This window comes from Micromonospora rosaria (assembly GCF_001567585.1).
Lineage (GTDB): Bacteria > Actinomycetota > Actinomycetes > Mycobacteriales > Micromonosporaceae > Micromonospora > Micromonospora rosaria.
On record NZ_LRQV01000169.1, the window covers coordinates 1 to 12,737 of the forward strand.

At 75.6% G+C, this 12,737-nt stretch carries 12 protein-coding genes; 9 read left to right on the forward strand and 3 right to left on the reverse strand.

Features of this window, described 5'->3' with window-relative positions; all coding sequences use genetic code 11:
* The coding region (locus AWW66_RS28485; RefSeq protein WP_157528067.1) for a tetratricopeptide repeat protein at nt 1-790 on the reverse strand (790 nt) is incomplete at its 3' end.
* A gap of 219 nt (nt 791-1,009) precedes the next feature.
* Between AWW66_RS28485 and AWW66_RS28490 the strand changes: the two genes are divergently transcribed.
* From AWW66_RS28490 to AWW66_RS28500, 3 genes are read left to right on the forward strand one after another with little or no spacing between them, the layout of a single operon-like run.
* Complete coding sequence (locus AWW66_RS28490) at nt 1,010-2,284, forward strand: S8 family peptidase (protein ID WP_245648522.1); 1,275 nt, start codon at nt 1,010-1,012, stop codon at nt 2,282-2,284.
* On the forward strand, nt 2,281-3,030 hold the full coding sequence (locus AWW66_RS28495) for an RNA polymerase sigma factor (RefSeq protein WP_083979095.1): 750 nt from the start codon (nt 2,281-2,283) through the stop codon (nt 3,028-3,030). Before AWW66_RS28490 ends, AWW66_RS28495 begins: the two co-directional genes overlap by 4 nt.
* On the forward strand, nt 3,005-3,469 hold the full coding sequence (locus AWW66_RS28500) for a hypothetical protein (protein WP_067372735.1): 465 nt from the start codon (nt 3,005-3,007) through the stop codon (nt 3,467-3,469). Before AWW66_RS28495 ends, AWW66_RS28500 begins: the two co-directional genes overlap by 26 nt.
* A gap of 85 nt (nt 3,470-3,554) precedes the next feature.
* On the opposite strand, the gene AWW66_RS28505 is transcribed toward AWW66_RS28500, so the two are convergent.
* Complete coding sequence (locus AWW66_RS28505; RefSeq protein ID WP_067372738.1) at nt 3,555-4,595, reverse strand: hypothetical protein; 1,041 nt, start codon at nt 4,593-4,595, stop codon at nt 3,555-3,557.
* 313 nt (nt 4,596-4,908) lie between these two features.
* On the opposite strand from AWW66_RS28505, the gene AWW66_RS28510 reads away from it, so the two are divergent.
* The gene (locus AWW66_RS28510) at nt 4,909-5,460 is read left to right on the forward strand and encodes a dihydrofolate reductase family protein (protein ID WP_067372741.1); all 552 of its coding nucleotides are present in this window, start codon (nt 4,909-4,911) and stop codon (nt 5,458-5,460) included.
* A gap of 244 nt (nt 5,461-5,704) precedes the next feature.
* Here AWW66_RS28510 and AWW66_RS28515 read toward each other — a convergent pair whose 3' ends face one another.
* A complete protein-coding gene (locus AWW66_RS28515; RefSeq protein ID WP_067372744.1) occupies nt 5,705-6,334 on the reverse strand; it encodes a TetR/AcrR family transcriptional regulator in 630 nt (209 codons plus the stop codon).
* Between the two features lie 148 nt (nt 6,335-6,482).
* Between AWW66_RS28515 and AWW66_RS28520 the strand changes: the two genes are divergently transcribed.
* The 5 genes from AWW66_RS28520 to AWW66_RS28540 all read left to right on the forward strand — a co-directional run bounded on the left by AWW66_RS28520 (nt 6,483) and on the right by AWW66_RS28540 (nt 12,664).
* Nucleotides 6,483-7,034: a PadR family transcriptional regulator gene (locus AWW66_RS28520; protein WP_067372747.1), complete on the forward strand. Its 552-nt coding sequence runs from the start codon at nt 6,483-6,485 to the stop codon at nt 7,032-7,034.
* Between the two features lie 21 nt (nt 7,035-7,055).
* Complete coding sequence (locus AWW66_RS28525; protein ID WP_067372751.1) at nt 7,056-7,745, forward strand: ABC transporter ATP-binding protein; 690 nt, start codon at nt 7,056-7,058, stop codon at nt 7,743-7,745.
* A complete protein-coding gene (locus AWW66_RS28530; protein ID WP_067372754.1) occupies nt 7,742-10,045 on the forward strand; it encodes an FtsX-like permease family protein in 2,304 nt (767 codons plus the stop codon). Before AWW66_RS28525 ends, AWW66_RS28530 begins: the two co-directional genes overlap by 4 nt.
* 308 nt (nt 10,046-10,353) lie before the next feature.
* Nucleotides 10,354-11,514 (forward strand): acyl-CoA dehydrogenase family protein, encoded by a 1,161-nt coding sequence (locus tag AWW66_RS28535; protein ID WP_067372757.1) that lies wholly within the window; start codon nt 10,354-10,356, stop codon nt 11,512-11,514.
* Nucleotides 11,504-12,664 carry a CaiB/BaiF CoA transferase family protein gene (locus tag AWW66_RS28540; RefSeq protein ID WP_067372760.1) on the forward strand — a complete coding sequence of 387 codons (1,161 nt, stop codon included), beginning with the start codon at nt 11,504-11,506 and terminating at the stop codon, nt 12,662-12,664. The genes AWW66_RS28535 and AWW66_RS28540 overlap by 11 nt, the downstream gene beginning before the upstream one ends.
* The last annotated feature ends 73 nt before the right edge of the window (nt 12,665-12,737 follow it).

Sequence of the window (12,737 nt, forward strand, 5' to 3'; positions counted from 1 at the left end):
GCTCGGCGACGGCGGTGGCGGCCACCTCGACCGCCTCGTCGAGCAGGGGCACCGACAGCAGCAGCTCGAACCGGTCCAGCAGCAGGGCCGGGCGGGGGACCGCCAGGCGGCGGTACTCGGCGTCGACGGCCGCGAAGCGGCGCAGCGCCCCGGCCACGTCGCCCCGCTGCCCGGCCGCGATGCCGCTGTTCCACCGGGCGTCGGCGGCGGCCAGGTCCAGCCCGAGCCGGCCGAAGACCTCGGCGGCGCGGTGCAGGTCGTCCGCGCCCCGCCCGGCGCCCCGGTGGGCGTCGAGCAGCCCCCGGTTGTTGCGGGCCCGGGCCTCCAGCAGCAGGTCACCCTCGCGCTGGGCGATCTCCACCGCGACGCCGTAGTCCCGGACCGCCTCGTCGAAGCGGCCCCGGTAGTGCAGCACCACACCCCGCTGCATCCGGGCCCGGCCGGCGTCGGCCCCGGTCAGCCGGGGCAGGGCCAGGGTCACCGCGCGCAGCGCGGCGGTGGTCCGCCCGGCGTTGGCCAGGACGTATCCGAGGCTCATCCGGGCCAGCGCACGCAGCCGGGGGTCGTCGGTGGCCCGGACCGCGCGGCGCAGGTGACGCAGGGCCCCGGGCAGGTCGTTGAGTTCCCGCAGGGCCAACCCGACGGCCCGCTCGGCGGTGGAGCGCTCACCGGTGTCCGCCGTGCTGTCGAGCACCGCGCGGGCCAGCGCGATGGCCTCGCGGGGGTAGCGCTGGACGGCGTCGAGGGCGCGGTGCGCCGGGCCGGCACCGGGCGGGGCGCTGTCGGCCATACCATGGAGAATCCCCGGCCCCGCCGCCCCGGTCAATCCCGGTCCGGCGCGCCGGACCCGCCACCACCGGGCGATTGACCCAGGGTCGCCGCAAACGATACTCTCCGTGCGCAGAGAGCGCTTCCCCCGACTTTTCCGCTGCCGTCGGCCACGCATCGTCCACTGCCTGGAGGGCCGGTGTCGCCTGACCACCCCGCCGCGCCGCGTCCGCCCGGTCGAGTGTCCCGGCGTCGTCTGGTGGGATGGTCCGCGTTGGCCGCCGCCGCGGTGCCGCTCGGCGTCGGCGGGTGGTCGGCTCGGGCCACCGCCGCCGAGTCCCTCGAGGAGAGCTACCAGCGGGCGTTCCTGGAGGCCGTCGGGCGCCATCCCGCGATCCGCCGGCACACCGTCCCGGGCCGCGAGTTCCTCTACCGTCCCGGGCAGCTCCTGGCCGCCCGGCGGGACGTGCAACGGGTGCTGGCGCGGCTGCGCTCCCTCGGTCACCAGGTGACCGAGGGGCCCGGTTTCGCCACCGTCGGCCGGCTGCTGCTCGCCCCGGAGACCGACATCCCGGCGCTGGTGACCCGGCTGCGGGATCCCCGCCAGTGGCCGAACCAGACGGTCCCGGTGGTGCAGCCGCACCACGTCCTGGTCGGGTTCGGCAACATCATGGGCAACCCGGGCGGGCCGCCCCGGGTCGCCGCGCCCCTGGCCGGGCCGGATCCGGCCCGGCTCGGCGAGGGCGCCGGTGTGACGGTCGGTGTCTGCGACACCGGCATCTGGCGGCACGCCGGGGCCGCGCACCCCGCCTGGCTGGGCGGCAGCTACCTGCCCGAGTCCGACGACGAGGACGCGGTGTACGCCGGCGCCGGGTTGCTGGCCCTCCAGGGTGGTCACGGCACCTTCGTCGCCGGGGTGCTCCGGCAGGCCGCTCCCGGCGTCCGGTTCGATCCCGAGACCGCGCTGGACGCGACCGGGGTCGGCGACGAGGAGACGCTGGTGGCCGCCATCGGCCGGCTCGACCCGCAGGTGGCGATCGTCAACCTCTCCCTGGGCTGTTTCACCCAGGACGACCAGCCGCCGCTGCCGGTGGTGGACACCATCACCGCGCTGCCCCGCGAGGTGGCCGTGGTGGCGGCGGCGGGCAACGGCGGTACCGCCCGCCCGTCCTGGCCGGCGGCGCTGCCCCGGGTGCTCGCCGTGTCGGCGCTGGCCACCGGGTCGGGCGGCGCTCCGGTCCCCGCCGGGTACAGCGGCTTCGGCTCCTGGGTGGACGCGTGCGCCCTCGGCGACCGGACCAGCACCTACGTCGACGGGGAGCTGCGGCTGCCCGGTCAACCGCCGCTGGTGTTCCACCGCTTCGCGGCCTGGGCCGGGACGTCGTTCGCCACCGCGCACGTCGCCGGCCGGCTCGCCGCCCTGATGACCAGCACCGGGATGGACGCCGAGGCGGCCCGCGCCGCCCTGGTCGCCGCGCCGCGCTGGCACCCCGACTACGGCGTACTGGTCGGATGACCCCCACCGCGGACGCGCCGGAGGGCGCGGGGCCCCCGGCCGACCCGTCCCCCGCCGAGGAGGTCTCCGCCGACCCGACCCCGGCCGGCGGGCCGGTCCCCGGCGTCGAACGGGCGTCCCCGGCGGAGCTGGTCGCCGCCGCCGGCGCCGGCGACGAGCGGGCCTGGGCCGAACTGGTCCGGCGTTACACCCCGCTGGTGCGGTCGGTGATCCACGCGCACGGGCTGGACCGGGCCGACGCCGCCGACGTCCACCAGACCGTCTGGTTGCGGCTGGTCGAGCACCTGGGCCGGCTGCGCGAGTCGGCGGCGCTGCCGGCCTGGCTGGTGACCACGACCCGGCGGGAGTGCCACCGGCTGGTCCGGCTCGGCCGGCGCACCCAGCCGTTCGACCCGTACGACGACTCGGTCGACGGGCACGTCGGCCGCCTGCTGCTGGTCGATGCGGCCAGCCCCGACGAGGATCTGCTGCGGGCCGAGCGGCAGCAGGCGCTGCGGGAGGCGTTCGCCCAGCTCCCGGCGCGCTGCCGGGAGCTGCTCGCGCTGCTCGCCGCCGATCCGCCGGCCAGCTACCGGGAGGTCGGCGACCGGCTCGGCATCCCGATCGGCAGCGTCGGGCCCACCCAGGCCCGCTGCCTGGCCAGGCTGCGGCGCTGCCCGGCGCTCGCCCAGTACGTCCGGCCCCCGGCGAGCGGGGCGGAGGGGACCGGAGGTGATCGCGATGGAGCAGTGGCCGCCCGCCGGTGACGACGCGTTGCTGGCTGAGCTGGGCGCGGCGTTGCTGGACTCGGGTCCGGTGCCGGAGGAGTTCCTCGACACCGCGCTGGCCGCGTTCAGTTGGCGTACCGTCGACGCCGGCTGGACCGTCGCCGAGCTGACCTTCGACTCGGCCTGCGACCTGGCCCCGGCCGGGGCGCTGCGCTCGGGTGGCACGGACCGGACGTTGACCTTCCACGGTGGCCCGGTCGCCATGGAGATCGAGGTGACCCGCACCGGCATCGTCGGGCAGCTCTCCACCGGCTGCGACGGTCGGGTCAGCGCCCGCACCCCCGACGGGCGGTACGAGGACGTGCCGATGGACGCGATGGGTTACTTCTCGATGGGGCCGTTGCCCCCCGGCCCGGTGCAGTTCCGTGCCCGCACCGCCGAGTACGCGATGGTGACGACCTGGGTGCTGCTGCGCTGAGCGGCGGCCAATCTCCCGCCGGGCCGGGCGGACACGCCGACCCGGAGGTCGCGGCCGGGCCGCGACCTCCGGGCTTGCGTCGGGGCTAGTTCACCCGCTTGCCGACCGTGACGTCGTAGCGCACGCCGCCCAGGTCGGCGCGCTCGGCGCCGGTGCTGTCCGGGCCGATCTGGGTCACCCGGAGGGCGATCTTCTCCTGGGTGGCGACGGTCGCGGTGAAGCTGAGCGACAGGGTGAGCCGCTCCTTCGCGTTCAGCCGGAGGTTGTCCAGGCTGGCCTTGCCCGGTTCGAGGATCTCGACCTGGTTGCGGCCCACCTCACGGACCCCGGTGCCGGCCCGGCCGCCCTCGACCCAGCGGGCGAACAGCGTCGGCCCGAGGTCGGCCACCAGCCGGCCGCCGGCCGTCCGCAGCGGAGCGCCCACCTCGCTGAAGACCAGGCTGTTGCGGGTGGCCCGGGGCAGGGTGTTGCCGATGGCGAACGGCCGGACCGCCGCGCCCAGGTTGGGGGCCAGCGCCACCGAGTCGACGTTGCGCCAGGCGATGTTGTTGTTGTTCCGGGTGTTCGGGCCGATGTCCGGGCCCTCGAAGGTCATCGGGTCGTTGGCCGACACCCAGCGGGCCACCAGGCAGAAGTGGCCGGGGCCCGGCACGTCGTCCCAGGGCAGGGTGATCGTCGTGGTGCCCGCGTAGACCGGTACGGCCATCCAGGCGATCTCCGTCCAGTCGTCCGGCCAGGCGGCGCCGCCGCCCGGGGTGGTCCGGTACACGTGGATGGTCCCCTCCTCCATCTCACCCGAGCCGTACGGGCCGGGGTTGGACACGTCGATGAAGAGGTAGTTGCGCTCCCCGACGATCGGGTTCTGGCTGACCGCGCACTCGATGGCGGTGGGGCAGACCTTGATGTCGGGGCTCTCCCAGAGCGGGTTCAGCGCGTGCGGCTGGAGACCGACGTCCGCCGGGGTGTCCCGGAGGAAGACGTCGGCGGGGGCCAGGGCGGCCCGCGGCGAGCGCTCGGCCGGCGGCACCGCGCCGGCCGCCGTGACCGAGAGCAGCGTGGTCAACGCCGCGCCGGTGAGCAGGACGAACAGGGAACGACGTGCGGGTCGGTGCAGACGTGTGGACACGGTACCTCCGAGGGTGGGACCGCCGCGGCCTCCGTGGGTGGTGGACGGCGCGGATGGACACCGATACAGAGCGACATCGACAGGTTCTGATACGTCTGCGATCCGGGGTCGTTGTCAGATGGCGGCAGATGGCAGGAAACAGCCGAACATCAGGTATCCGGTCAATCGCCCTCGGTTGTCCACAGGTGGCGGCTGGCCGAGGGCGCCACGTCGGCGGCGGCGAGCGGCGCAGAGCGGGCCTGGGGCGGATTGTCAGGGGTTTCTGGCAGTGTGCCGGATGTCAGCCGAAGACCCCGGGACGGGAGCCCGCACCGTGCGCAGGATCATCAACTCGACCTACATCACCCTCGACGGCGTCATCGACAACCCGGCGTGGACGATGCCGTACTTCGACGAGGAGGCCACCGCGTTCGCCGGGGCGCAGACCGACGCGGCCGACGCGCTGCTGATGGGCCGGCACACGTACGACGGGTTCGCCGCCGCCTGGCAGGCCATGGACGAGAGCGACCCGACCAACGGCGCGGCCTACTTCAACAGCGTGAAGAAGTACGTCGCCTCGACCACGGTGACCGATCCGGAGTGGAACAACACCGAGGTGCTGCAGGGCGACCTGGTCGAGGCGGTCACCCGGCTCAAGGCCGCCGAGGGCCGGGACATCCTGATGTACGGCTACGGCGTGGTCACCCACACCCTGCTGCGGGCCGGGCTGGTGGACGAGGTGCGGTTCTGGATCCACCCGGTGCTCCAGGGTGGCCCGTCGATGACCGCCCCGCTGGCCGACGCGCAGACCACGCTCGCCCTGGTCGACACGAAGGTGCTGAAGAGCGGCGTCGTCATCGCCTCGTACCAGCCGGTCAGCCGGTAGCCGCACCGACGCGTCGGTGAGCGCCCCGCGCGGGTGCGACACCCACCTCCGCAACGCCCCGACCGGGTTGGCCGGCGCCGGGTCGCGTCCGTAGTCGGTGGGGCGCAGCCGGGCGGTACGGCGGCGGTCCTCCCCCGCGCTGCCGGGCCAGTTGGTGACGACCCGGCCGGCGGCCGTGCGGTACCAGCTTTGGCAGGCGGTCCAGACAGCGCGCACAGCCGCACCGCCGACGGACCGCGCGGGCTCAGCCGGCGGCGGGGCGGCCGGTGACGGCGGGGAAGACCTGCTCCACGATGGCCAGCAGGGTGGTGGTCAGCAGCAGGTGCACCTGGGGGCGGTCGAGCGCGTCGCGTTCGAGCCACTCCCGGGCGGTCGCGGTGGCCAGCGCGCCGTACGCCCGGATCATGCCGCGCACCTCGTCGCGGTGCGCGGTGACGTCGGCGAGCCCGACCGCGACGAGGACGCTGTCCGCCGCGACCTCCTCGGCCTCCCGGAGCACCCGCGCCACCTCGGCGTCGTGGCCCATCCCGCCGGCGGTCGCGGCCAGCCAGGAGGTGCGGTGCCGGGAGACCGTGTCGAGGAACCAGGCGACGCTGGCGTCGACCCGGGTCCGCAGGTCACCGGCGGGCAACTGCGCCACGGCCACCTCGGGCACGGTCACCATCACCCGGATGACCTCCAGGTAGAGCCGCTTCTTCGTGCCGAAGTAGTGGTTGATCAGCCCGCGGGCGACCCCGGCGACGCGGGCCACGTCAGTGGTCGACACGTCGGCGTACGGGCGCTCGCCGAAGAGCCGGACCGCGCAGGCCAGGATCTGGCCGCGCCGGGCGTCCGGCTCCAACCGGCGCCGCCGGGGTTCGGTGTCCACGCTCATCCCGCCGACCCTATCGGGCCGGCAGCCGGGGCCGGACCGGCAGGCAGGAGGCCCGGCCCGGCAGGTCGGGGCCCCGTCCGGCGGATCGGGGGCAGCGACGGGAGCACACTAGAAACTGCGTGTATAAACGGTGTGTATAGTGGCGTCCATGTCAGTTGGTCACGCCCTTCTGGGCCTGCTCGAGTCCGGCCCCCGGCACGGTTACGACCTGAAGCGTTCCTACGACGAACGGTTCGGCCACGGCCGGGCGCTGCACTACGGCCAGGTCTACGCGACCCTCGCCCGGCTGCTCAAGAACGGGCTCGTGGCGGTGGAGTCCGAGCCGGGCGCCGGTCCGGACCGCAAGCGGTACGCGATCACCTCGGCCGGGGTCACCGACGTGGCCGCCTGGCTGACCACGCCGGAGAAACCCGAGCCGTACCTGCAGAGCGCCCTCTACACCAAGGTCGTGCTGGCGCTGCTCACCGGCCGCGACGCGACCGACCTGCTGGACACCCAGCGCGCCGAGCACCTGCGGCTGATGCGGGAGCTGACCCGCCGCAAGACCGACGGGGACCTGGCCGACCAGCTCATCTGCGACCACGCCCTGTTCCACCTGGAGGCCGACCTGCGCTGGCTGGAGCTGACCGCCGCGCGCCTCGACCAGCTCGCCGCCCGGGTCCGGCCCGGCTCCGACCCGCTCCCGCCGGCCCGGCCCTGACGCACACCGAGGAGAACCACGGTGAACCCCAGAAACGAGGCCCTGCTGGCCGCCGACGACCTGCACCTGAGCTTCGGCCCCACCCGGGCGCTGAACTCCGCGTCGCTGCGGGTCCACGCCGGGGAGGTGCTGGCGCTGATGGGCCCGTCCGGCTCCGGCAAGTCCACCCTGCTGCACTGCCTGGCCGGGATCCTCACCCCGGACTCCGGCCGGGTGACCTTCGCCGGCCGTGACCTGTCGGCGATGTCCGACGCCGACCGCAGCGCGCTGCGCCGTACCGAGTTCGGTTTCGTCTTCCAGTTCGGCCAACTGGTCCCCGAGCTGACCTGCCTGGAGAACGTGGCGCTGCCGCTGCGGCTGGCCGGTGCCGGTCGCCGGGAGGCGCAGCGCGACGCCGCCGAGTGGCTGGACCGGCTCCAGGTCGCCGACGTGGCCGGCAAGCGCCCCGGGCAGGTCTCCGGCGGGCAGGGGCAGCGGGTGGCGGTGGCCCGGGCCCTGGTCACCCGGCCCCGGGTGGTCTTCGCCGACGAGCCGACGGGGGCGTTGGACTCGCTCAACGGTGAGCAGGTGATGCACCTGCTCACCGCCGCCGCCCGGGACACCGGCGCGGCGGTGGTGCTGGTCACCCACGAGGCGCGGGTCGCCGCGTACTCCGACCGGGAGGCCGTGGTCCGCGACGGCCAGGTCCGCGAGCAGGAGTACGCCCGGTGAGCGCCCCGGCGGCGCGACGCCGCGCGGCACCGGCCCGGTGGGCGGCCGAGCTGGCCCTGGGGGCGCGGCTGAGCGTCTCCGGTGGCCGGTCCGGCTGGGCCCGGCTCCTCATGGTCGCGGTCGGGGTGGGGCTGGGGGTGGCGATGCTGCTCGTCGTCGCGACCGTGCCCACCGTGGTGGCGGCCCGGGGCGACCGCCTCGCGGCCCGGGACCTGCCCCGTGACGAGGTGCCCCGCGGCGACGACACCCTGCTGGTCGGCGTCGCCGACTCGGAGTTCCGGGACCGCCCGATCACCGGCCGGCTGGTGCAGCCCGAGGGCGCGCGGGCCCCGCTGCCGCCGGGGGTGGACCGCCTCCCGGCCCCGGGCGAGCTGGTCGCGTCGCCGGCCCTGGCCCGGCTGCTGGACAGCCCCGACGGCGCGCTGCTGCGCGACCGGTGGGACGCCCGGGTGGTCGCCACGATCGGGGACGCCGGCCTGTCCGGCCCCGAGGAGTACGCCTTCTACCTCGGCACCGACCGCCTCACCGAGGCCGACGCGGACCGGATCCGGTCGTTCGGGCGCAGCGGAGGGCCCGACGACGGGCTCGCCCCGGCGCTGTTGCTGCTCGCGGTGGTCGGCCTGGTGGTCCTGCTGGTACCGGTGGCGATCTTCGTCTCCTCGGCGGCGCGCTTCGGCGGGGAGGCGCGCGACCGTCAGCTCGCCGCGTTGCGGCTGGTCGGCGCGGACGCCACGATGATCCGCCGGATCGCCGCCGGGGAGACGGTGACCGGTGCCCTGCTGGGGCTCGTCGTCGGCGGGCTGATCTTCGTCGCCGTGGGGCTGCCGGCCAACCGGTTCCTCCCGCCCGGCCTGAGTGTCTTCCCGGCCGACCTGCGACCGGCCCCGGCGCTGGCGGTGCTGGTGGCCGTGGTGGTCCCGGTCCTGGCGGTGCTGGTCACGGTCTCCGCGCTGCGGCGGGTGGTGGTCGAGCCCCTCGGCGTGGTCCGCCGCGGTGACCAGCGCCGCCGTCGGCTGTGGTGGCGGCTGGTCCTGCCCGTGGTCGGGCTGGTCCTGCTGTACCCGCTGCGCGACGGCTTCGAGGGACGGTCGGCGGGATTCGAGTACCAGGTCACGGCGGGGCTGGCCCTGCTGCTGACCGGAGTGGCGCTGGTGCTGCCCTGGCTGGTGGACGCGACCGTCCGGCGGATCGGTGGCGGCGGCGTGGCCTGGCAGTTGGCGGTCCGCCGGCTCCAGCTCGACAGCGGCACCGCCGTCCGCACCGTCTCCGGCATCGCCGTCTCGGTCGCCGGCGCGATCGCGTTGCAGGGGCTGGTCGGGGCCGTGCAGGCCCAGTACACCGAGGAGACCGGGCGCGACACCGACCGGTACCAGGCGGTCGTGCTGCCCCGTGGGGAGGTCCCCGACGCGCGCTGGACGACCACGCTGGCCCAGCTCCCCCAGGTCACCGGGGTCGGCACCGTGCGGATGGTGTGGGCCGACCCGGCGCAGGCCGACGCCACGCGCCTCTACGCGAGGGTACGGGTCGGCGACTGCGCGGTGCTGCGGCAGTTCGCCCGGATCGACGCCTGCGCCGACGGGGATACCTTCGTCGTCGACGAGAGCGCGCCACCGGGCCCCGGCGACAGCTACACCCTGGGCGACACCGCCGGGGCACCACACTGGACGCTGCCCGCCACCACCCGGACCGTCCCGAAGCTCACCGACGACCCGCTGCTGTCCGGAACGAACATCCTGGTCACCCCGGCGGCCCTGGGCGGTGGGTCGGTCGTCCCGGACAGCGTCGAGCACTACCTCGCCCTGGACACCGCCGACCCCGACGCCATCGAACGGGTCCGCAACGCCGCCGCCGTGCTGGACCCCGGCGCCCGGGTCCGGCCGACCGAGTGGCGACCCCTCGACGACGTGCTGCTGACCATCCGGCAGGTGCTCCTGGTCGGCGCGACGGCGCTGCTGCTGCTCGTCGGGGCCAGCATGCTGGTGAACGTGGCCGAGCAGCTCCGCGAGCGGCGGCGGCTGCTCGCCGTGCTGGTCGCCTTCGGGACCCGCCGCCGCACCCTGACCGGGTCGGTCCTGTACCAGGTCGCCATTCCCGTGCTGCTCGGTCTGAGCCTGGCCGTCGCCACCGGTACCGGCCTGTCGATGCTCCTCCAGGTGGCGACGGACTCCCCCGTCCGCTTCGACTGGTCGGGTATCGGCCTCACCTCCGGGGCCGCCGCCCTGGTCGTCCTCGCGACCACCGGGGCGAGCCTGCCGCTGCTGTGGCGCCTGACCCGCCCGGCGGGCCTGCGCAGCGAGTGACGAGCGGGGCAGGGGCTCAGCCGCCGCCGGGCGGGGCCGGTGGGCGCAGGGCGGCGGGCGCGCCGGCCGGTACGGCGGGGTGCCGGGGCGTACAGGTAGCGGCGCAGTCGCCAGGAGGTGGTGGGCAGGTCGTCGTCGGCGAACCGGCGGCCGGCCTCCAGCACGCCGACCCGGTAGCCCTTCTCGGTCAACCGCAGCGCGCTGACGCTGCCGCCGAAGCCTGCCCTTCGCCGACGCGCCGGGGGCCTGCGCGCGGCTGATGATCGAGAGCTGTTGACACGCCGCCAACAGGACGTGAGGGTGGATCCATGTCGACACCCGACCCGCACCCCCCGCCGTGGCGCCGACCCGAGCACGACGACCTCGCCGAGCTGGCCCGCGCCTTCTTCACCGCCGAGGTGCTGCCGCACACCGAACGGCTGCTGGCCCAGGGCCACCCCGACCGCGCGCACTACCGCCGCGCCGGCGAGCTGGGGCTGCTCGGCCTCTCCGTGCCCGAGGCGTACGGCGGCGGGGGCGGCGACTTCACCCACGAGGCGGTCCTGCTGCACGAGCAGGCCCGGTGCGGGGAGAGCACCCTCGGGCTGGCCGTGCACAGTGGCATCGTCACCGGCTACCTGGTCGCGTACGGCAGCGACGAGCAGAAGCGGCGCTGGCTGCCCGGCCTGTGCACCGGCGAGCTGGTCGGGGCGATCGCGATGACCGAGCCCGACGGCGGCTCCGACCTGCAGGCGATGCGGACCCGGGCGGTACGCGACGGCGACGGGTACCGGGTCACCGGGGCGAAGACGTTCATCAGCAACGGCGGCCTGGCCGACCTGGTGCTGCTCGCCGCCAAGACCGACCCGGCGCAGGGCGCGGCCGGGATCTCGCTGCTGGTCTGCGAGGTCGGCGGGGACCCGGACGGGTTCCGCCGGGGCCGGCTGCTGTCGAAGATCGGGCTGCACGGCAACGACACCGCCGAGCTGTTCTTCGACGACCTGCGGGTACCGGCCGGGCGCCTGCTCGGCGACGCCGAGGGGCTCGGCTTCGGGCAGATGATGCGCCAACTCCCCCAGGAACGCCTGGTCATCGGCATCGGCGCGGTCGCCGCGATGGAGCGGGCCATGGCGCTGACCACCGCGTACGTCAAGGAGCGCACCGCCTTCGGCAAACCGCTGATCGCGCACCAGAACACCCGGATGGTGCTGGCCGAGTGCGCCACCCGGACCCGGGTCGCCCGGGTCTTCCTCGACGACTGCGTCGCCCGGCACGCCCGGGGCGGACTGGACGTGGCGACCGCCGCGATGGCGAAGTCCTGGCTCACCGAGGGGCAGTGCGAGGTCGTCGACCGGTGCCTGCAACTGTTCGGCGGCTACGGCTACACCACCGAGTACCCGATCGCCCGGATGTACGCCGACGCCCGCGCGCAGAAGATCTACGGCGGCACCAACGAGATCATGAAGGAGCTGATCGCCCGTGCCCTCTGACGACGGGGTCGACGACGCCACCGGGCCGGCGCGGGCCGGGCCGCTGGCCGGGGTCCGGGTGGTGGAGCTGGCCAGCCTGGCGCCGGCCCCGTTCGGCTGCATGGTGCTGGCCGACCTCGGCGCCGACGTGGTGCGCGTCGACCGGCCGGGCGGCCCCGGCGCGGGTCGGCTGGCCGCCCCGGCGACCGGCCCGGTCCAGCGCGGCCGGCGGGTCTGCGCGCTGGACCTGAAGTCCCCGGCCGGGGTGGCCGACCTGCTGCGCCTGGTGGACCGGGCCGACGTGCTGGTCGAGGCGTACCGGCCGGGGGTGGCCGAGCGGCTCGGCCTCGGCCCGGACGTCTGCCGCGAGCGCAACCCCCGGCTGGTGTACGCCCGGATGACCGGCTGGGGCCAGGACGGCCCGTTGGCCGGGCGGGCAGGGCACGACATCGACTACCTCGCGGTGGCCGGCGCGCTGGAGCCGCTGGGCCGGGCCGGTCAGCGTCCGCACGCGCCGCTGAACCTGCTCGGCGACTTCGCCGGCGGCGGGATGCTGCTCGCCGTGGGGGTGCTGGCCGCGCTGCTGGAGCGGGAACGCTCCGGCGTCGGTCAGGTGGTCGACGCCGCGATGGTCGACGGGTCGGCGCTGCTCACCGCGTTCCTGCACGGCCTGCTCGGGGCCGGGATGTGGCCCGCGCCGCGGGGGCGGAACCTGCTCGACGGGGGCGCGCCGTTCTACGACACGTACCGCACCGCCGACGGCCGGTTCATGGCCGTGGGCGCGCTGGAGCCGGCCTTCTACGCCGCGCTGCTCGACGGCCTCGGCCTCGCCGACGAGCCGGACCTGCCCGCGCAGGACGACGTGGGCGGCTGGCCACGGCTGCGCCGCCGGTTCGCCGAACGGTTCGCCGAGCGCACCCGGGACGAGTGGACGGCGGTCTTCGCCGACCGGGACGCCTGCGTCGCCCCGGTGCTCGCCCCCACCGAGGCGCACCGGCACCCGCACAACGCCGCCCGGGGCACCTTCGTCGACGTCGGCGGCGCGGCGCAGCCCGCCCCGGCGCCCCGGTTCGGGCGGACCCCGACGGCGGCCCCGCGACCGGCCCCGGACCCGCACCGGGACCGGCTGGACCTGCCGACCATCCTGGCGACCTGGCCGCCCCGGCCCTGACCGACCGGGCGCACCAGGTGCAAGGAAGGGCCCCCTGTTAACGCTTCCGGTAGAGGAAGGGCCCCTTCTTAAC